This window comes from Granulicella sp. S156, assembly GCF_009766105.1.
Classification (GTDB): Bacteria; Acidobacteriota; Terriglobia; order Terriglobales; family Acidobacteriaceae; genus Granulicella.
Window position 1 is genome coordinate 1 of the sequence record NZ_LMUH01000006.1, and the last position, 19486, is coordinate 19486.

General features: G+C 59.8%; 14 protein-coding genes. 7 read left to right on the plus strand and 7 right to left on the minus strand.

Features of this window, described 5'->3' with window-relative positions:
- Window positions 1-244 precede the first annotated feature (244 nt).
- The 3 genes from GSQ91_RS04650 to recG form a co-directional block, all read right to left on the minus strand.
- The gene (locus tag GSQ91_RS04650; RefSeq protein WP_158820102.1) at window positions 245-553 is read right to left on the minus strand and encodes a helix-turn-helix domain-containing protein; all 309 of its coding nucleotides are present in this window, start codon (window positions 551-553) and stop codon (window positions 245-247) included.
- 3 nt (window positions 554-556) lie between these two features.
- Complete coding sequence (locus GSQ91_RS04655; protein WP_158820103.1) at window positions 557-880, minus strand: type II toxin-antitoxin system RelE/ParE family toxin; 324 nt, start codon at window positions 878-880, stop codon at window positions 557-559.
- Window positions 881-942: 62 nt separating this feature from the next.
- The gene (gene recG, locus GSQ91_RS04660) at window positions 943-3417 is read right to left on the minus strand and encodes an ATP-dependent DNA helicase RecG (protein WP_254064361.1); all 2475 of its coding nucleotides are present in this window, start codon (window positions 3415-3417) and stop codon (window positions 943-945) included.
- A gap of 47 nt (window positions 3418-3464) precedes the next feature.
- Between recG and mreC the strand changes: the two genes are divergently transcribed.
- The 5 genes from mreC to GSQ91_RS04685 all read left to right on the plus strand — a co-directional run bounded on the left by mreC (window position 3465) and on the right by GSQ91_RS04685 (window position 12844).
- The gene (gene mreC, locus GSQ91_RS04665; protein WP_158820104.1) at window positions 3465-4619 is read left to right on the plus strand and encodes a rod shape-determining protein MreC; all 1155 of its coding nucleotides are present in this window, start codon (window positions 3465-3467) and stop codon (window positions 4617-4619) included.
- 43 nt (window positions 4620-4662) lie between these two features.
- Complete coding sequence (gene mreD, locus GSQ91_RS04670) at window positions 4663-5187, plus strand: rod shape-determining protein MreD (protein WP_158820105.1); 525 nt, start codon at window positions 4663-4665, stop codon at window positions 5185-5187.
- Window positions 5188-5466: 279 nt separating this feature from the next.
- Entirely contained in the window at window positions 5467-7374 is a 1908-nt protein-coding gene (mrdA, locus tag GSQ91_RS04675) for a penicillin-binding protein 2 (RefSeq protein WP_158820106.1), read from the plus strand.
- Between the two features lie 87 nt (window positions 7375-7461).
- Window positions 7462-8565 carry a rod shape-determining protein RodA gene (rodA, locus tag GSQ91_RS04680; RefSeq protein ID WP_158820107.1) on the plus strand — a complete coding sequence of 368 codons (1104 nt, stop codon included), beginning with the start codon at window positions 7462-7464 and terminating at the stop codon, window positions 8563-8565.
- Window positions 8566-9265: 700 nt separating this feature from the next.
- Window positions 9266-12844 (plus strand): Rne/Rng family ribonuclease, encoded by a 3579-nt coding sequence (locus GSQ91_RS04685; protein ID WP_158820108.1) that lies wholly within the window; start codon window positions 9266-9268, stop codon window positions 12842-12844.
- A 202-nt stretch (window positions 12845-13046) separates the two neighbouring features.
- Here the strand turns inward: GSQ91_RS04685 and GSQ91_RS04690 are convergent, their stop codons facing one another.
- On the minus strand, window positions 13047-14096 hold the full coding sequence (locus GSQ91_RS04690; protein WP_158820109.1) for a YncE family protein: 1050 nt from the start codon (window positions 14094-14096) through the stop codon (window positions 13047-13049).
- 596 nt (window positions 14097-14692) lie between these two features.
- Between GSQ91_RS04690 and GSQ91_RS04695 the strand changes: the two genes are divergently transcribed.
- Window positions 14693-15601 carry an MBL fold metallo-hydrolase gene (locus GSQ91_RS04695; protein ID WP_158820110.1) on the plus strand — a complete coding sequence of 303 codons (909 nt, stop codon included), beginning with the start codon at window positions 14693-14695 and terminating at the stop codon, window positions 15599-15601.
- A 347-nt stretch (window positions 15602-15948) separates the two neighbouring features.
- On the opposite strand, the gene GSQ91_RS04700 is transcribed toward GSQ91_RS04695, so the two are convergent.
- The 3 genes from GSQ91_RS04700 to trxB form a co-directional block, all read right to left on the minus strand.
- Window positions 15949-16182 (minus strand): hypothetical protein, encoded by a 234-nt coding sequence (locus GSQ91_RS04700; RefSeq protein WP_158820111.1) that lies wholly within the window; start codon window positions 16180-16182, stop codon window positions 15949-15951.
- A gap of 22 nt (window positions 16183-16204) precedes the next feature.
- On the minus strand, window positions 16205-17551 hold the full coding sequence (locus GSQ91_RS04705; RefSeq protein WP_158820112.1) for an Nramp family divalent metal transporter: 1347 nt from the start codon (window positions 17549-17551) through the stop codon (window positions 16205-16207).
- 662 nt (window positions 17552-18213) lie between these two features.
- Entirely contained in the window at window positions 18214-19170 is a 957-nt protein-coding gene (trxB, locus tag GSQ91_RS04710) for a thioredoxin-disulfide reductase (protein ID WP_158820113.1), read from the minus strand.
- A 111-nt stretch (window positions 19171-19281) separates the two neighbouring features.
- Between trxB and GSQ91_RS04715 the strand changes: the two genes are divergently transcribed.
- A complete protein-coding gene (locus tag GSQ91_RS04715; protein WP_158820114.1) occupies window positions 19282-19482 on the plus strand; it encodes an allantoinase in 201 nt (66 codons plus the stop codon).
- Window positions 19483-19486 lie beyond the last annotated feature (4 nt).

The following is a 19486-nucleotide window of genomic DNA, read 5'->3' on the forward strand; positions in this document are numbered from 1 at the left end:
GACTCGCCACATTTCAACTGCATCAGCTTCTACAAAACTTGCAAAGTCTATATGTGGATACCGCCTAGGGCATTTCACGAATAGTGTGATGTAGCTCTTCTCGACCTACCCCAATGACTGTCATTTCGACCGACCAACGGGAGCGGAGAAACCCCTTGATGCAGAGCGCGATGCAAATGTTTGTGGCGCGCTTTGCGTCTAGAAACCCCTGGATTTCATGGGTGTTTGTACTGCCGAAAATGCTCTAAGCGGCCAGCCGCAACTCTGGGTGAAGACCCGCGCGTGCAGCCAGCGTCAGCAGCATGTCCAGGCTGAACTCTTGCCACGCTCCCTTTTTAAGCTTGGAGACACGAGGCTGAGTAATGCCCAGCCGTTTGGCCGCCTCGGCCTGTGTCCAGCCCTGCGCGACAATGTGCTTTTCCAGGCTGACCATCAGATCGACGCGCATAGTCATGATCTCGGCTTCGGCTTCGTCAAAGCCCAAATCGACAAATACGTTGCCACTGCTTGGGGTGATTCGGGTCTCGTCCCTTCCACGGATTGTCTTTTTCATGATTCAGTCTCCAATCATTCTGTAGCGCTTAGCTGCGAGATCGATATCTTCTTTGGGCGTCTGTTGCGTCTTCTTTTGAAAGGCGTGCAGCACATAAACGGCGGCATCGAACTTGGCTACGTGGAAGACGCGCCATGCGCCGTCCAGACGGACACGTATCTCATAAACGCCTTTGCCGACGGTTGGCATGGGCTTGAAATCGGTGGGCATGACACCCAGTTGCACGCGTAGCAACTCTGCGCCAATAGCGCGGCGAACCTCTGTCGGAAACTTGCGAAGGTCGTCACGGCTGCTGCCCAGGAACTCCAAAGGCTTGCTTGCGCCCATGCCTGATTATACAAGTACCTGTCTAAATGGGTGTGGCTATGTGCTCTGCCCGCTTTCGTTATCTACGCCTCAACTAACCCATATCGCCGCTGCCACTGCTGCTTCAAACGACTCCAGACGGCATTGATCTCCGCTCGAGGGATATCTGGATCGGGGACTTCGACGAAATGCGCTGCCTCGGACTTCGCCAGTTCGAGAAGTTCTCGGTCGCGAGCTAAGTTGGCGACATGGAACTCAGGCAGGCCTGTCTGGCGTGTGCCAAAGAACTCGCCGGGGCCGCGCTGCTCCAGGTCTAACTCGGCCAGTTCAAAACCGTTCTGCGTGCGCACCATCGCATCTAGACGCTGCTCGGCTTCAGGAGAGATGGAACTGCCGGTGAGCAGGACGCAGTAGCTCTTGGCAGCGCCGCGTCCAACGCGCCCGCGAAGCTGATGCATCTGCGCAAGTCCGAAGCGCTCGGCGTGCTCGATCACCATGACCGTGGCATTGGGCACATCGACGCCGACCTCGATTACGGTGGTCGAGACCAGCACATCGATCTCTCCGCGTTTGAAGCGGGCCATGGTGACCTCTTTGTCGTCGGCAGACATACGCCCGTGGAGCAGACCGAGTTTCAACCCGCTGAGTGCGCCGCCGCTAAGTTCTTCAAACATCTCGGTAGCGGAGCGAAGCTTCACACGAGCCGGCGGCTTGCGCACACCGCTGCCTTTCTTACTATCCTTCCGCTTCACCCCTAAATCCGCTGACTCGCTAACTTGCTGACTCGCTGCCTCGCTACTATCCTGCGCAAAGTCCAACTCTGGCTGGTCGTCTTTCTCGCCTTCTATAACTGGATAGACGATGTATGCCTGTCGCCCTGCCACGATCTGTTTGCGAACGAAGTCCCACACCTCAGCCGAACGCTCTTCCGGCATACGCCGGGTAACGATGGGGGTACGGCCTGGCGGTAACTCGTCGATAACGCTGACTTCGAGATCGCCGTATACCGTGAGCGCAAGCGTGCGGGGGATCGGCGTAGCGGTCATGACCAGCACATCGGGTTCGGTAGCGACGCCATTGGCGCCGGGTTTGCGCATGAGCTTGAAGCGCTGCTGCACGCCGAAGCGGTGCTGCTCATCGACGATGACCAGGCCGAGGTTCTCGAAGTCGACCTTTTCCTCGACCAGCGCATGCGTGCCGATGGCAAGGTCGATCTCTCCGCGAAAGATGCGTCCGCGAGCGTCGCGCTTGGAGCGTTCGTCGAGCGAACCTGTGAGCAGCGCGACGCGATAGGGACGGCCGGTGCGCGGAGAGAGGGCATCGGCCAGCAGCTTGCGTGCGGAGAGATAGTGCTGCGTCGCAAGGATCTCCGTTGGAGCCATCATCGCTGCCTGATAGCCGTTTTCAATGGCAACCAGCGCAGCCTGTAACGCAACGATGGTCTTGCCCGAGCCGACGTCGCCTTGCAGAAGGCGCCGCATAGGACGCGTAGCGCGCATGTCGGCTACGATCTCGCCGAGCACACGTTTCTGCGCGGTAGTGGGCTTGAACGGCAGTACCTGCTTGAGGGCTTCGCGGACTTTCTCGTCCGTCACGAAGGCCGTGCCGGCTCGAGTGCGCAGCTTGCGGCGCTTCAGTTCGAGCCCCAGCTCCAGATACCAGAACTCCTCAAAGATGAGGCGGCGATGCGCGGGCGTTCGCGCCGACATCAGCTCGGTCATCGGCGTGCCGGCAGGAGGGAAGTGCAGTGCCTGCAGGGCCTCCATGCGGCCCGGCATGACCAAGCGCTGGCGCAGGGCGTGGGGCAGCGTCTCGTCGGCCTTCGAGTCCGATTCTGTCAACTCGCGGAAGACGGTCCACATCACGCGGCGCAGCCAGCGCGAGGTCAACTTGGCCCCCCAGGGTGTCTTGCCGCCGAGCGACTCATAGACAGGAACGATGCGGCCCATCTCCAGCATGGTGAACTCAGCGTCCTCGCCCGTAGCGCTGGCGTCGGGGAGGATCTCGAAGGTGGGCTGAATCATCTTGAACTGCGTCGAGCCGAGTGGTGCATGCAGCGCATTGCCGCTGCGTGAGCCTTCCAGCTTGCCGTAGAGCGCGATCATCTGTCCCGGCCGAAATTTATCGCGCAGGTAGGTTCCGTGGAACCACATGCACTTTACGGTCTCGAGCACGGCCGGTGGTGGCCGCAGTAGCCCGGACATGGCCGCTTCGCTGTCCGCAGGAGGGGGCTTGATCCCAACGGTCATCTCAAAGATAGGAGCGGAGCGCGTGCGGAGCAGCACTGTCCCGCGCACCTCCCCGATGAGACTAGCCATGTCACCAGGCTGGTAGCCGGAGAGTGGTTTGGGATGCAGGCGGTCTTCGTAGCGAAATGGCAGGTGGTAGAGCAGGTCTTCGACGGTTTCGATGCCGCGCTCAGCCAAATTGGCGGCTACGCGCTCGCCGATGCGCTTGATGTATTTGACCGGCGTTGAGAGTTCCAGCGGCACGGGTTCGATGGTAGCAGCGGAAGGGGAGCAAAAAACGCGCCGAAGACGGGGCACCCGAATTGCCATCAGCCCATCTCCGTCTTCGATGAAATAATGAAGCGGATAAGCCTCCGATGGACTCTTTCTTCGTACGTTTCAAAAACCCGCTGGTACTGATCGCCATCGTGCTCGCCCAGACGATAGGGCTGGCGATCCAGGTGCAGCCTTCGCGGACGAGCAATGGCCCTACCGGCCCCGACGGAAAGAAGACGTCGCTTTTGCGCTATTGGACCGTTGCCGTCGTCACGCCATTCGAGCGCGTCATCCACGGATCGAGCCTGAACGTGCGGCATCTATGGTCGAGCTACATCGACCTGCGGCACGCGCGGGAACAGAGTCAGGCAGCGCAGCTTGAGATTGCGCGGCTGCGGCTGGAGCAGGCCTCGTTTGCCGAAGATGCCGCGCAGGGACGACGTCTGCAGGCCCTGCTTGCCTTCAAACAGCAGTACATTACGAGCACCGTGGCGGCACAGGTAATTGGCACTAGCGGAGCGGACCACTCTGGCCTGCTGTATTTGGATAAGGGTTTGGATGAGGGGCTCAAGCCGGGACAGGCCGTGATCACGCCGGATGGCGTCGTAGGCAAACTGCGCGACGTATTTCCGCACACTGCGCAACTGCTTCTGCTGAACGACCCGACTTCTGGCGCGGGCGTCCTCCTGGAGTCGACGCGGATTCGGGGTATTCTGCGCGGAACCGCGACGGGCAGCGTGCAGATCAACAATCTGACGCCGGACTCGCGTATCAAGCCCGGCGAGAAGGTCTTTACCTCCGGCGGCGATCTGGTGTATCCGCGCGGCCTGCCGGTCGGCGTGATCGAGTCGATCGCCCCTGACCCACTGCACCAGCCCTATACCGCCATCGTGGTCCATCCGGCAGCAAACCTCCTGCGGCTGGAAGAGGTGCTGATCATCACCGGGACAAGCAGCACCATGCCGGCCGCCGCGCAGCAGGATGCAGCGATTGCCGGTGCGGCGGCGGAAGAGAATAAACGTGCCGCTGACCTCATCGCCGAAAAGCTGCCAAGCCTGAAAAAAGAAGATACGGACAACGCGAAACCAGGAGACACTCCGAAACCTCCAGACCAGATCGGCGGTGTGCCGGGCGTTCCGAACTCAGGCCTGCCCAGGCCGCAGCCGACGCTCCATCCTGATCGCTACTCACCGGGCACGACGCCCTCGGCAGAGGATTTGAAGCCCGGAGCACCAGCAACGCCCCCTCAACCCTGATCGATAAGCTTGCAAGGTATCCTCAAGACTCGAAACCCCACGAATGGCCGAACACAGTTACACATCCCGACGCGAACTTGATCAGTATGGCTTCCATCCGGCGGTTACGCTGCTGGTGCCGGTCGTGTGCATCCTGCTCCAGGTGGTGCTGCCCAAGACGTTTCCCCGCCTCGCGGTCCTCGATCTGCCACTGATCGCGGTGATCTTCTTCTCCGTCGCGCGGCGCAGTCAGATCGCTGGAACGGTAACGGGAACGCTGATTGGCCTCTTCCAGGACGGCCTTACGAACCACCCCTTTGGCGTGAATGGCATCGCGAAGGGGATTATCGGCTACATCGCCGCAAGCATCGGGTTCGCGGTAGATGTCGAAAACCTGGTGAACCGTATTGCACTAAACTTCTGCTTCAGCCTGCTGCAGAGTGGGTTGCTGTACCTCATTGCGCGATGGCTGCTGGGCGACCCGACCGTACGTCTGTTGCCGGTTCACGAGTTGATTCGCGCAGCGTCCAACACGGTAGTAGCCATTCCGATGTTCTATATGCTCGACCGGTTTAGAACGCGGGAATAGGGCTGAATCAGGCCGTTGCTTTTGTTCTTGCCTTTCTGGTTTGTCATTCCGAGGCTCAGCCGAGCGAACCTGCTGTCTCCCGTTTTTCGTTCGCAGCTCCCAGAAAGCGTGCAGTCCAGAACTGGAAGTCCATAGTTTGCATTGCCGCATAGCACTTGAGAGAACGGGAGAAAGCAGGTTCGCTCGCTGTGCTCGGAATGACAACCAGAAAAACCAAGAACAACATGCCACACCGCACATTTACCGGCAGTAAGATAAATCCACAGGGGCACTGAAGCCATGGACAACGCCAACATCGATCGCGAAGAAAAGCTCTCGCCAGTCAAGCTGCACGCGACGCAGTACATCGTTGCGCTGATCCTGTTCGTACTCGGCGTTGGGCTCTGGCGGTTGCAGGTGCTTGGAGGGACGAACTGGCGTGTGCTGGCCGAGGAAAACCGTATTCGCAAGGTCCCGGTACTCGCGCCGCGAGGCCGCATCTTCGACCGCGAAGGCCGCATCATCGTCGACAACTATCCGTCGGTGACTTGCTATCTCGTGCGCGAGCAGAAGAATCTTGACGCCGATCTGCCCCAGATTGCTAACGGCCTGCACCTGACGGTCGAACAGATACAAGCGACCATCAAACACTTTCAACTCACCCCGAAGTATCAGCCGATCCCCATTAAGCAGGACATCACCCCCGACGAGCAGGCGTTCATCGAGGCCCATCGCAACGAGCTGCCGGAGCTGGAGACACTCGATGAGCAGCGGCGTCTGTATCCGCGCGACGGCTTTGCCGCACACCTGATCGGCTATGTCGGTGAGGTCAGCGAAAACGACCTGAACCAGTCGCGCTATGCGGCCTATTCGCCGGGTGATGTAGTAGGCAAGTTCGGCGTTGAAGAGACGTACGACGAGGTGCTGCGTGGCGTAGACGGCTCTCGCGACATGATCGTGAACTCGCACGGCAAAGAAGTTGGCGTGAGGGGCCAGGAGCTCGCGCAACCCGGCCAGGACCTGCGGCTGACGATTGACCTCGATGTCCAGATGGCGGCGGAGAAGGCGCTCGAAGGCAAGATCGGCGCCATCGTCGCGATGGACCCGCACACCGGCGAGATCCTCGCGATGGCATCGCGGCCCACCTTCGACCCGAACCAATTTTCCGTACGTCTCTCGAAAGCCTATTGGCAGTCCATCATGGACGACCAGGATCACCCGATGATGAACAAGACGATCCAGGCACAGCTCGCGCCGGGTTCGACGTTCAAGATCATCATGTCGCTCGCGGGCCTGCAGGAGAACGTCGCACAGACTATGCATGTGATGTGCAACGGCGGCGGTGTCTTCTTTGGCCAGTTTCATGCATGCGACCGGCATCACGGCATGGTCGACATCCAGAACGCGATTCCGTGGTCGTGTGACACATTTTATTACACCCTTGCTGCCAAGCTGGGCATCGATACCATTGCGCGTTATGGGAGCAGTGTGGGTATCGGTGAGAAGACCGGGATCGACCTTCCTGATGAGCAGGCGGGCATTATGCCGTCGCAGCTTTGGAAGCTGAAGACGCAGCACCAGCCGTGGTATCCCGGCGAAGTTGTTTCCGTAGGTATTGGACAGGGGGCTGTTGAGGCCACGCCACTGCAACTGGCACGGGCCATCAGTGGAATCGCTTCAGGTGGAGTGCTACGCCGTCCGCATGTAGTGTTTCCGTCCGAGATCACGCCGGATGAGTTGTCCGCTGTTCAGAGTTCCTATCCAGGCTCGGGTGATAAGACCGTACCTTTAACCCCGGAGAACTGGCAGATCATCACCGATGCGATGGCGCAGACAATTCAGGGCAATGGTACGGCCGCTGAAGCGCGCCTTGAAGGGGTGGACTTTGCCGGCAAGACGGGCACGGCCCAGGTGATGAGTCACGCTGCCTTGGCTCGCAGTGGCGGCGGACATAAGACGGAACCCAATGCCTGGTTTGTCGGTATGGCGCCACGGCGCAACCCTGACATCGTCGTTGCCGTGTTGTGGGAACACGCCAACTGGGGCAAAAACTCCGCGAAGCTGGCCGCCCAGGTCGTCGATGCCTATGTAAACAAGCAGAGGATGAAGGCAGGAAACCTGCAAAAGGTAGCCGCCAAGCCCGAAGAGACGACGCCCGCAGGTACGGGTGGAACAGCACCCGCGACTGCGACCCCGACTGGGCAGTAGAAGCTTGCGAGACTCCCTCTAGGAACAGCCTCGGTAAACAGCGCACGTGCTGAGCACACCACGATATGCCGCTACACTGGAACCTAAATGGTTCGCGCGCGATTTCGTGACTTCGACTGGGTGCTGCTGGGCTTCGTGCTCATGCTCTCCGTCATCAGTGTGTTTGAGATCCGGTCGGCGACCGCGATGACCAAGTTCCATGGCTTTCAGGAGAAGCAGATCGGCTTTCTCCTGGTCGGCCTCCTTTTGATGTTCGCCATCTCCCTGGTCGACTACCACCGGTTGCTCGATATTGCATATTGGGCCTATGGTGTCGGCGTCGTATCGCTGATTGCCGTCAGGGTAGTGGGGCAGAAGGTACTGGGTGGCCGGCGCTGGATCAACCTCGGCGGCGGCGTTCACTTTCAGCCGTCGGAGTGGGTCAAGCTGATCCTCATCCTCGTCATGGCGCGGTTCTTCTGGGAGCGCGTGGGCGAAGGCCGGACCCTGCGCTGGGGCGACATCGGCAAAGCTTTTTTGCTCATCGGCGTTCCCTTGTTCATGGTCCTGAAGCAGCCCGATCTCGGCACTTCGCTCACCTATCTCCCCATCCTGGTAGCGGGACTCTTTCTCGGGGGTATCCGCTGGAAGCACGCCGCCATTCTTGTGCTGAGTGTTGTTGTGGTGGGCGGCATTGGCTGGAGCACAGGCAAGCTGCTAAAGCCGTATCAGCGGGCTCGCGTGACTGCGTTTATCAACCCGGACAGCGACCCCAAGGGCTCGGGCTACCAGGTTCGCCAGTCGTTGATCGCAGTTGGGTCGGGCGGCATCTGGGGCAAGGGAACGAACAAGGGCACACAGACCCAGGGTGACTTTCTGCCGATTCCCTATACGGACTTCATCTTTGCGGCCTTCTGCGAGGAGCATGGATTCGTAGGCGCCATCGGCGTGCTGCTGCTGTACTTCCTCATCCTCGTCCGGCTGATTCAGAACGCCCAGACCGCCGCCGATCCGCCCGGAACGCTGATCATCATGGGCGTAATGGCGGTCATCCTCTTTCAGGTGGCCATCAACATCGGCATGTGCGTCGGGTTCATGCCCGTCACCGGAATCCCGCTACCGCTGATGAGCTACGGCGGCTCATCGATCATCTTCACCTTTCTGGCACTGGGAATCGTAATGAATATCCGTATGCGCCGGTTTGTGAACTAGAGTTGGCGAAAATCTTTAATGCAGAGGGCGCCGAGGTTTCGCGGAGGCCGCCACGGATACCGTCGCGATCCCCGCGAAACCGCGGCGCCCTCTGCATTAAAGGCCTTTGTTTGCCACCCGCAAACTAGCCTCCGCACGCCACCCGACTTTGGTGCATACTAATAGGTAGACGTTTAACCACAGGGTTAAACGGGTATAGCAACCGCTGCACGGATGCGACTTTTTCCCCGGCGCAGCGGCCACACCAAGATTTTTAGAAGGCCGGCCAGGCACGGATCAACTTCCGATGGCCGGACAGGTTTTGAGAATGAATGTAAACGGACGGTTAACGGCCCCGCCTCAGTACGAGGCTGTGTTGGCCACAAACTCTGTTTGCAGCATTGTGCGTCAGGGCAATAGAACCCAGCCCAAGGCACGCGGTACAACACTGGACACATCTCCTCTCGGCACAAGCCGGCAGTCACGCATCCAGCGGGACGATACGCCGGTTGGAGGGCGCGCTCGCACAGATCGCAGCCTCCGGACACACCGGCAGTCAGCCCCAGTCTCCGCAACTCAGTTCCTGTCCGCATCCAGGGAGGCTGCTGCAGCGAGCTAAGCCCCGAATCAGCTTTCCAGCTTAGTTCTCTCTAGCGCGATCTTCGCCTGTTCTGCCAGTTCGCTCTTCGGCCTTGAGCCGGAGCGAGCAGAAAGCAGGGCAATGTCGAAGGAAATTTACATATCAAGCACGCCGCACGAGACGCGGCTAGCCATCGTCGAAAAAGACGAGCTTACAGAGATCTATTACGAGCGCGAGAACGAGTACACCCTCGCTGGCTCCATCTACAACGGGCGTGTAACGCGTGTCCTTCCGGGCATGCAGTCCAGCTTTGTGGACATCGGCTTGGAGCGCGACGCATTCCTCTACATCACCGACTTCATGGAAGAGGCTGGCGACTCCGCGGATTTTGAATCCGCTGAGGGACGCTCCAGCCGTGGTGAAAAGCGCGGCGAGGGCCGTGGACGCGGCCGCCGTGACGAAGAAGGTTCTGAAGCCTCTCCCGAGGCCGCTGCCGAAGCTCCGGCCCGCGCCGAAGGCGAAGGCCGTCGCGACCGTGGAAACCGCAACGACCGTGGCGATCGTAAAGATCGTACCCGCCGCGAAGGAGCCGCAGCTCCGGCCGAGCCGGTGTCGCAGGATGAAGATTTTGTCGCAGCGCCGCGCGAGGATGAGGCCGGCGAAGTGGGCGAAGGCGCTCCCGGTGCCGACGGCAGCCGTCGCTGGCGCGGCCGTCGTGGACGCCGTCGTGGACGTGGTGGCAACGACGATCAGCGCGGTGTTGCGCGCTCCAGTGAAAATGGCGATGCCCTTACTGCTGATGCCCCCGAGCGCGAACCCTTCGTAGAAGCACCTCCGGAACTGGTTGTTTCACGCGAAGAGCGTAGTGGTGGCCGCGAACGCCGCGGCCGCGGAGAGGATCGTGGCGGACGTCACGATCCTCTCCGTGAGCGCTTTGCTCCGCGCAATGGCCGTGGTGGTGCCTCCGAAGACGAAGGTCTCGAAGCCGGCGCGCCGATTGAACCCATCATTCTCCCGGGCGAGTCGCTCTCCAAATACCGTCGTGGCGAAGATGCCTCCAGCGATGCTTCGGCTTCGCACGGCACCTCGACAGTAGCTCCCAACGTCATCATCCCCAAGCCCTCCACCGAGGTTGCGCCCCTGCTGGATTGGGATGGCGGCGCGACTCTGCCGGGCGAGACGCTCTCACGGCATCGCGACCGCAGTTCAGAGCCGCGCCAGGAATCACGTCAAGACACCCGCCACGACAGCTCTCATGCAGACCGTAGCGAGCGTGGTGGACGCGAAGGCAACGGCCGTGATCGCCGCCGTGATCGCGATCAGCAGCGCCAGGGAGGCCGCACCGAAGTTCACTCGGAGAGCCCACGCCACAAGCTTGACCCAGCCGAAGCCGTCCTGCCCGCAGTGACCTCGCAGCACGAGCCGGAAGAGACCATCCTGCCGCTCATCGACGACGCCCCTGCGTACGAGATTCAGGCTTTTGAGGAGGAGCAGAAGGTCGAAGCGCACGAGTCGCTGCAAACCTACGAGCCCCAGACCGACTCCGCACCGCTCGAAGCGGAGGCTCAGCACGAGCCGGTCGTCGCAGCGGCGGAAGAGCTGCACGAGACCGTTGAAGAGTTCCACGAGACCACCTCCGAGTACGAGCCGGGAGAGGAAGCTTCGGCGTCCTACCGCGTCGACCCCGCCGGGCCAAGCGAGTTCCGCCAGAGCGCGCCTGACTCCGATGCCGAGTTCGTCGCGACGCTCCCCGAGGAAATTGAATCCGAGCCGGTCCACGAGTTCACCACCGTACAGCCAACCGGCGAGATGATCTCCGAACCCGTTCACGCTGAGGTTGCACCGCAGGCTACAGAGAATCCCGCAGCTCCCATCGAGCACGAGCAGGCTGTGCAGTCGGTGCATCTGGCCGACGCCGAGTTCACTCCCGCCTCTCATGAGATCTCGCAGGTCTTCGCCCCCGGCGAAGGCGAGCTTGAAGAAGAGTTGCTGGACGACGAAGAGAGCGAGTTCCCGCACGTGCACACAAGTGCGGTGGACGACGACATGGAAGAAGAGACGCTCGAAGGCGCAGCCGATCTCGGAACCATGTTGCGCGAGATGTCGATCGACCACATCACACGTTCTGAGCCCTCAGGGCTGGACGAAGAGGATGAGGACTTCGACGGCTTTGACATCTCCGAAGAAGAGATCGACGAGGACGAGTTTGAGTCTGAGTCCGAAGACGAGATCTCCGGCAGCGATGTAAGCGAGGCCGAAGAGGAAGAGTACGCCGAGGCCGGTGCCTTCGAGGACACCGCCATCGGCGACGAACCTTCTGCTACTGGTGAAGAGGGCGAAGCCAGACCCGCACTGCGCGAAGGCGAGCGCCGCAGTGGTCGTCGCGATGGCCGCAGAGGCAATCGTGACCGGGGCGGAGACCGTGGCGGGCGCGAAAAGCGCAGTACAGGGAACTCCAGGCCGAACTTCGGCGGTGGCGGTGGCCGTTCCAACCGCCACTCGGTGCAGGCGACTGACCTGCCTGCGATCAGCGATCTTCTAAAGCCCGGCCAGGAAGTTCTGGTACAGATCGCCAAGGAGCCTATCGCGAAGAAGGGTGCGCGCATCACCTCGCACATCGCTCTTCCAGGCCGCTTCCTGGTCTTCATGCCGACGGTGAACCACGTAGGCGTCTCGCGCAAGATTGACTCCGACGGCGAACGTCGCCGGTTGAAAGAGATTCTGCTCTCGGAAAAGGGCGACGCGAGCGGCGGCTTCATCGTGCGCACAGCCGCCTCAGGTGCCAGCGAAGAAGAGCTCCGCAGCGACCTGCGCTTCCTGCTGAACCTCTGGGCGGACATCAAGCAGCGGTCTGAGTCGTCCAAGAGCCCGGCGCTGATCTACCACGACCTCAACCTCGTCGAGCGCATCCTGCGCGACCAGGTGACGGACAACTTCTCCGCCATCTGGGTCGACACGGAGACCGAGTACGAGCGTGTGCTGCGCTTCCTGCAGCGCTTCCAGCCCTCACTCATTCGCCGCGTCAAGCTCTACACCAAAGACACGCCGCTGTTCGAGCAGTTCGGCATTACCGAGGAGATCAACAAGGCGCTGCGCTCCAAGGTCTGGCTCAAGTCCGGTGGATCGATCGTGATCAACCAGACCGAGGCCCTGGTCGCCATCGACATCAACACCGGCAAGTACGTCGGCAAGACGGCGCGGCTGGAAGACACTATCGTCAAGACCAACCTCGACGCTATCCCCGAGATCGTTCGCCAGATTCGTCTGCGCGATCTGGGCGGCATCATCATCATCGACTTCATCGACATGGACGAGCGCAAGAATCGCCACAAGGTGATGGCCGCGCTCGAAGAGGAGTTGAAGAAGGACCGCGCACCCTCAAAGGTGCTGCAGTTCAACGATTTCGGTCTGGTCGCGATTACGCGCAAGCGCGTGAAGCAATCGCTGGAGCGTACGCTCTCCACGACCTGCGGCATCTGCGCAGGCACGGGTATGGTGAAGTCGCCGGTCACGGTGTGCAACGACATCTACATCGAGATGCGCAAGATGCACAAGCATCTCGACAAGGGCGACATCATGCTGCGCGTAAACCCGGAGGTCGTAAAGCAGTTGAAGTCCGGCAGCGGCAAGTGGCTGCAGGAGATGGAAGAGATGTCGGGCAAGACGATCCTCGTCAAGAGCGATCCAAGCCTGCACCCCGAGCAGTTCGACATCCACTAGAACGCAAGTACCTACCAACAACAAAAGCGGCGACCCAATCGGGTCGCCGCTTTTGTTGCACGCCTAGCAATCTGAATCAATACCAATCCGAACGAATCCCACAAATCCGGGTGTCCCATCTTCGGCGCGTTCTTTGCGCCTAAGGTGGGCATCGCCCAAAGGGCGATCGCTCCCGCCCATCTTTCCATTTCTTCTGACTCTGCTATCGCGAACGAATCGCCCACGCAAGCCCATCAGGCTCACCACCCGCCTGAAGATGCCCGACGACTTCCAAAGTATGAAGATCGATGACCGCGACATAGTTGTCAGGCGAGCACGAGACAAAAGCACGAGCTCCATCCGGCTGAACCAGGACGCCACCGCCGCCATGCCCAATAGGCAGCCGTTTAATCTCCGCCCGCGTAGCCGCATCGAGAATAACGAGATCGGGACCTGCGGAGATAAGAACTCGCTTTCCATCAGGTGTGAACTTGAGACGATTCGCACGCGATACGTTGGCAGTCAGTGTTTGAACGACCTTCTTGCTGGCATAGTCGATGATGGACACCGTGCCATCCTGCGCGTTGGCGACCCAGATCTCCTTGCGATCGGGAGAGATGTCAAAACCCTCCGAGCCGTGGCCGACAGGGACCACGGTTTCGTTCCAATCGGTGCGGGGCATCGGAGGGCCTGGCGGCGGGGCTCCTGATCCGTTAGGCGCGCCCGGAGGCGGCCCCATCGGCGTGTGAACCGCTTCCTTGTCAATCAGGCTCACCGTGCCGGAATTCACGTTGGTCGCGACGATGTGTTGCGTGTCCGCGGACACGTTGATCATGTGGATGCGATTCTGGCCGGTGCCGAGAATCAAGTCGACCGTATGCGTGGCCGGGTCGTAGCGCCCGACAGACTTGGCGACCTCGGAAGTGAACCAGACTTTGCCATCGGCGAACGCAAGGCCATGGGGGCCGCGCAGCGCGCCGAGATCAATCGTGCCCAGTGACTTGGCCGTGGTCAGGTCGACGACCGTGAGAGTGTTATAGGCTCCGAAGCCGTAGTTCGATACATAGGCCATAGTGCCGTCGGTAGAAGCGATGACTTCATGCGGATCATTGCCTGCAGGGACCTTCGCTGTGACCTGCAGCGTGGACGGATCAACAACAGAGAGCGTGTGATCGTGTTTCGAGAGAACCAGCAGAGAACTCTGCGTCTGCGCATGGAGGTTGGAGACGCCAAGGGCAAGGAGAAGGCCAGCGGGGAGGAAAGCATTTCTCATAGAGAAAGGCTACACCTTGAGGAAATGGCTCAACAGGTTGCCATGGTCGCCGTGATTGTTTCTGTCTTTGCTTTTCTTTTTGTCATTCCCGCAGGGAATCTGCTGCTGCCGTTGCTTTTGCTTCTGAGATAGGTCCGGGCTTTAGCCCGGACATTAAGGGCAACCACGGAATGGGCTTCAGCCCCTGGGACCTGTCTTTTTTCTAGTGTGCAACGATGCTCTAAAGAGAGTCCTGAAAATGCTTCTATCGCTATGCGGCTTTTGCGTTCGACACAAGCTCTTTCTTGACGCGCCCTTCTATCAACGCTAGGATAGCGGCAATGCTTATCCTTCTCTCATGTTGTCCGACTTGTTCAAGTCATGGCGAACGGGGAGATGTGTCTCTAGCGAATCTATAGCTGCGATTTCCGCGCTACGAGAAAGCCCGCTCGCCTGTTGTCTGGCAGCGGGCTTTTCTGTCTCTGCCTGAACTTCATTCAACCAAGGCCCGATCGACATCCAGGTGAGCTTGTCCTACGCATAACTCACCTGTGTGTCTATGCGAGATACCCTCGCATGCTTAGCCACCTCAAAAAACAATCAAAAGGAAAATACCGATGCTTAAGCTCATTGCTCTTACTCTTCTCTCGTCGACTGCCGTTGTAGCGCAACAAGCCCCTGCGCCAACACCCCCGGACTACAGCAAGGTTTCGATCGTCACTACGAAGATCAGCGACCACCTTTACGCTCTCGACGGTGCGGGCGGCAGGATCGGTGTTCTGGTCGGGCCGGACGGCATTCTTCTAGTCGATTCTGAATTTGCGCCGCTCACTGACAAGATTATGGCAGCGGTTCACGCCATCTCGAACGAACCGATCCGTTACCTGGTCAACACCCACGTGCACGGCGACCATACGGGTGGCAATGAGAATCTGGGAAAGCTGGGCGTGCTGATCTTCTCGCGCGATGAGCTGCGCCATCGTCTGAATCATCCCTCGCCGGCAGCCAACGGGACGCCCGGCGTTCCAGCTCCTGCGGCAGCTCTGCCGGTAGTGACCTATGAAGGGCCCGTGACCTTTCATCTGGGGACAGACGAGGCACACCTGATTCCCGTTCTGCACGCCCACACCGATGGCGACACCATCGTACGCTTCTCCCCGGCCGATGCCGTGCAGGCTGGCGACATCTTTCGTTCGGTAGGTTACCCGAACATCGACCGCATCAATGGTGGCAGCCTGCGCGGCTTGCTGGATGGACTAGGACAGATCATTGCACTGGCGGGTCCGGACACGAAGATTCTTCCCGGGCACGGTCCGATCACGGACCGCGCGGCAGTGATCGCGCAGCGTGACCTGGTGCTCGCGGTTCGCAATCGTGTGGCGGATCTGATCAAGCAGGGCAAGACCCAACAAGAGATTCTGGATGCACATGTAACGTCTGAGTTCGACGCCAAGGTGGGCCAGCCAGCCACTGGTGGAGATCGTTTTGTAGGCCAGGTATATGCAGAGCTGACCGCCGCAAGGTAGCGAGTTAATGTGCGCTCTTCTACTTTCTGATCGGTGAGTACATCAACACAAAATGGAGCGCAGAGACTCAAACGGCCACGGGTACAAGCCCCAAAGGGGCGATATATACCAGCCCAGGGTGGTGACGCAAAGCGCGCGCCACAAATATTTGGATCACGCTCTGCATCAAGGGTGGAGGCGGCTGGCGAGCGTTCTTTGCTCGCCGTGTCGCCTCCACCCTGGGTTACGGATAGAAAAAAGGGAGAGCCCTGAAGGGGCGGTATATCTCAGCTGCACGATAGACCACGCTTACGTGAGCACCCCCCTCATTTCGTGTCCTCGTCGGCACTCTCACTTATGAGACAACATCAACGCGCATGATGCCCAAAAACATGCGCCAGCGAAAGCGTGCGATATACAACAACCGCCGTCATCGCGATGAGATACACCCGCAGCGTAAGCAGCGAAAAGCGCACGGTAGGTGTAAGTTCCATCGGTCCGAGGCCTTCGGTAGAGCACTTCTGCTCCTGAACGTCGTCGAGTGGGTGGATGACATAGAGTTCGGTATCGAGGGACGTGGGAGGGGTGGCGAGAGCGGCCATGATGGCCTCCTTTCAAGGTTGATTACGCAAAGAGGTTGGGCAGCAGCACCTGCGCTGCGAGAACGAGGGAGAGCGCGAACAGAATCGCGACGATCGTCCAGTTGATCCAGTTATTCCAAGGACGGTTGACCCAGCGGTCGCCCAGCAGAGCGCGGTCGTTGAGCAGTAACTGCAGAAAGATGATGGCCGAGGGAAGAATCAGCCCGGCGAAGACCTGCACGCTCACAATCACAAGCTGCAGCGGCAGATGTGGAACCAGCACCACGCCCGCGGCCGCGAAGACGCAAAGCGCATAGACGGCATAGAACCCCGGAGCTTCGCTGGGCTTCTTATGCAGCGAGTGCTCCCATCCGGCGACCTCTCCATACGCCCACGCGCTTGCCAGCGAGATGGCCGTCGTTCCCAGCACGGCGGCATTCACCATCAGGAGCAGCAGCGCATGATGGATGAAGGTTCCCGTACGAGGTGGAAGCACCGCAGCGATGGATCGTGCGAGCTGTGCGGGATCGGTGAAGGGGATGCTGTGGTTGTAGGCGAAGGCTCCGACCAGCATCATCGCGCCGGCCACACACACGGTGAAGATCGCTCCGATAAGCGTGTCGAGCCGCGCCCACTTGAGGTCGGCAAAACGCAGCCGCTTTTCCGCGACGCAGCTCTGCTGAAAGAACAGCTGCCACGGTGCAATCGTCGTTCCAACGATCGCGATGATCAGAAAGACCAGGTCGCCGGTGATGCCGGTCTTGGCCGGCAGGGAAGGGATAAAGGCGCGGGTCAGAGCCTCGTGCCACATCGGATGCAACAGTGCCGCTGCGACGAACCAGGTGAGATCAAGCAGGCAGAGAACGATGACAATGCGCTCCCAGCGGCGATAGCTCCCCGTAGCCACCAGCCCAATCAGCGCCACAGCCGATAGCGGTACGGAGATGACCGGAGCCACCCCCATACCGCTCATCGCCAGTGAGATCGCCGCAAACTCGGTGATAAGGGTCAGGAAGTTGACCGCCAGCAGGTCAAAGAGCGAAAAGCGCCCCCAGGCCTTGCCGAAGCGCTCATAGATCATCGCGGCATGGCCCTTGCCGGTAGCGATGCCCAGCCGCGCGACCATCTCCTGCACGAAGTAGCAGATGGGCAGCAGCAGAAGCAGGGTCCACAGCAGGTGCAGGCCGTACTGGCCTCCCGCCTGCATGTAGGTGGACACAGCGCCGGCGTCGTTGTCGGCTTCCATCACAATGAGTCCCGGCCCAAAGGCCACCAGGAAGCTGAGCACGCTCCGCTGCCACGGACGGCGAACGCGGATGGCATTCGTGGGGGTGGCCGGGGCGGTTGGGGTGGAGGCCACGAGGTCTACTTCCGACTCGATCAGGCGCATAGCCGCATACCTCCAGCTCTGGGGCTGTCGGCCTGCTCCCAGACACAGGCTAGGGGCCTTCTCAGGTCACCCGTCGTACGCCAGACACGGACGAGCTTATTCGTCCTGCGTGCAGCAAGAATTTTGGTGTTCATGGTTCCTCCTTGCGCGATCCAGGCAAGCACGATGGAGGTCTGCACGCGGACGCGCAGACAAACAACACAAGCTCAGATCATCAGTTCGGGAGGGTGTGGGGTAGGCCGTTGGGCCGTCGTCTCACGCGCTCAAATCACAGGTCGTATGCTGTGCGAGCGGTGAGGAAGCCGTCTAAAAACCGGTTCCAGAGCGCTCATCGCAGCACAGGAAAGAACTCCGGGTACTAGGAGGCTCTTGTGCGGAATCGATGCTCATAGGGATTTCGTTCTCCTGCGAGAGGAAATGCTCTCGCTTGTTCGTTTGTATCATATCCCCCTAGGATATGTGAGGGCGGCGGGTAAATAGGACATTCGAATGAGCTATTTACGTGGTTGATAACCGCCCGAACCGCGCTCGGGCAAAAAATGAAGAAATTCTGCCGCAGATCTATGTCAAACGCACCCGATAGCGCTGCAAAAAAGGAGGATACCCTTAAACCAACGAGGTACCCTCCTTTTCACTTCAAGTCAGAAGATGGTGAGAAAAGCTTACCGCCCCAACTCTTCCAGATACTTCTCCACTTCCAGCGCCGCCATGCAGCCCGTACCCGCAGCCGTAATGGCCTGGCGATAGCGACGATCCTGCACGTCGCCACAGGCATAAACGCCGTGCAACTGGATGCCCTGGTTGGTGCAGAAGACGTTGTGTTCGGTCTTGATGTAGCCGTCGCCGTCGAGGTCGATCTGGCCTTTGAACATCGACGCATTGGGTATGTGGCCGATGCCGAGGAACATGAAGGAGACGGGCAGTGTCCAGCGCTCGCCTGTTTTCCGGTTTTGCAGCTTAAGGCCCTTCAGGTCCTTTTCTTCAACGCCGATAGCTTCCTCGACGAGGGTGTTATGCAGAAACTCGATCTGCGGATGCGCGATAGCCCGCTCCAGCATGATTCTGGAGGCCCGGAAGTTTTCGCTGCGATTGATGATCGTAACCTTGGTCGCAAAGCGTGTAAGGAACAGCGCCTCTTCCATCGCGGAATCGCCACCGCCGATGACGGCGATCTCCTTGCCGGAGGCGAAGAATCCATCGCACGTGGCACAGGAGCTGACGCCGAAACCGATCAGCGCCTGTTCGCTCGGAAGACCCAGCCAGCGGGCGCTCGCACCGGAAGCAATGATGAGCGAACGCGTCAGAATGATGTCCTTGCCGACGGTCAGCTCGAACGGCGACTTTGTCAGATCGACGGAAGTCAGGTGGGCCATACGTATCTCTGCGCCAAAGCGGGCGGCCTGCTTCTTCATATTCTCAATGAGCTCGGGACCCTGAACGCCATCCGGCCAGCCGGGAAAGTTCTCGACCAGCGTGGTGATGGAGAGCTGCCCGCCGGGCTCATGGCCTTCCAGGACAAGCGGCTTCAGGTTGGAGCGCGCCGCGTAGATGGCAGCAGTAAGTCCGGAGCAGCCGGAGCCGAGAATGACGGTATCGCGTACTGTGTTCTGGTCAGACATATTTGTTTGATTGTACTGGTAGCGGAAAGGGTTCAAGGGCAGGAAATAGCAAAGACTGTTTGCTGTTTCCTGCCTCCTGTTTGCTGCTTCTTGCGGCGTACCATAGAAGCTATGGCTGACTTAGTTTTGGTTTACGGAATGCGGCTGTTGCCAGCCGACGAGGTCGCAAGCGTACAGGCTGCACCGATAGCACTAAAGAACGGCAACGAAGCGCAGGTCACGATGCACATCCTGGAGGGCAGTCGGGAAAGCATCGAGGCTCAATTGCGGCATAGCCTCGACGCCTTCTTCGACTTCTATCCAGAGCTCTAGCCGA

What these genes read in the sequence shown, in the direction of transcription:
- GSQ91_RS04650 (WP_158820102.1), bottom strand. Translation starts at nt 553, where the DNA reads ATGAAAAAGACAATCCGTGGAAGGGACGAGACCCGAATCACCCCAAGC.
- GSQ91_RS04655 (WP_158820103.1), bottom strand. Translation starts at nt 880, where the DNA reads ATGGGCGCAAGCAAGCCTTTGGAGTTCCTGGGCAGCAGCCGTGACGAC.
- recG (WP_254064361.1), bottom strand. Translation starts at nt 3,417, where the DNA reads ATGGCAATTCGGGTGCCCCGTCTTCGGCGCGTTTTTTGCTCCCCTTCC.
- mreC (WP_158820104.1), top strand. Translation starts at nt 3,465, where the DNA reads ATGGACTCTTTCTTCGTACGTTTCAAAAACCCGCTGGTACTGATCGCC.
- mreD (WP_158820105.1), top strand. Translation starts at nt 4,663, where the DNA reads ATGGCCGAACACAGTTACACATCCCGACGCGAACTTGATCAGTATGGC.
- mrdA (WP_158820106.1), top strand. Translation starts at nt 5,467, where the DNA reads ATGGACAACGCCAACATCGATCGCGAAGAAAAGCTCTCGCCAGTCAAG.
- rodA (WP_158820107.1), top strand. Translation starts at nt 7,462, where the DNA reads ATGGTTCGCGCGCGATTTCGTGACTTCGACTGGGTGCTGCTGGGCTTC.
- GSQ91_RS04685 (WP_158820108.1), top strand. Translation starts at nt 9,266, where the DNA reads ATGTCGAAGGAAATTTACATATCAAGCACGCCGCACGAGACGCGGCTA.
- GSQ91_RS04690 (WP_158820109.1), bottom strand. Translation starts at nt 14,096, where the DNA reads ATGAGAAATGCTTTCCTCCCCGCTGGCCTTCTCCTTGCCCTTGGCGTC.
- GSQ91_RS04695 (WP_158820110.1), top strand. Translation starts at nt 14,693, where the DNA reads ATGCTTAAGCTCATTGCTCTTACTCTTCTCTCGTCGACTGCCGTTGTA.
- GSQ91_RS04700 (WP_158820111.1), bottom strand. Translation starts at nt 16,182, where the DNA reads ATGGCCGCTCTCGCCACCCCTCCCACGTCCCTCGATACCGAACTCTAT.
- GSQ91_RS04705 (WP_158820112.1), bottom strand. Translation starts at nt 17,551, where the DNA reads ATGCGCCTGATCGAGTCGGAAGTAGACCTCGTGGCCTCCACCCCAACC.
- trxB (WP_158820113.1), bottom strand. Translation starts at nt 19,170, where the DNA reads ATGTCTGACCAGAACACAGTACGCGATACCGTCATTCTCGGCTCCGGC.
- GSQ91_RS04715 (WP_158820114.1), top strand. Translation starts at nt 19,282, where the DNA reads ATGGCTGACTTAGTTTTGGTTTACGGAATGCGGCTGTTGCCAGCCGAC.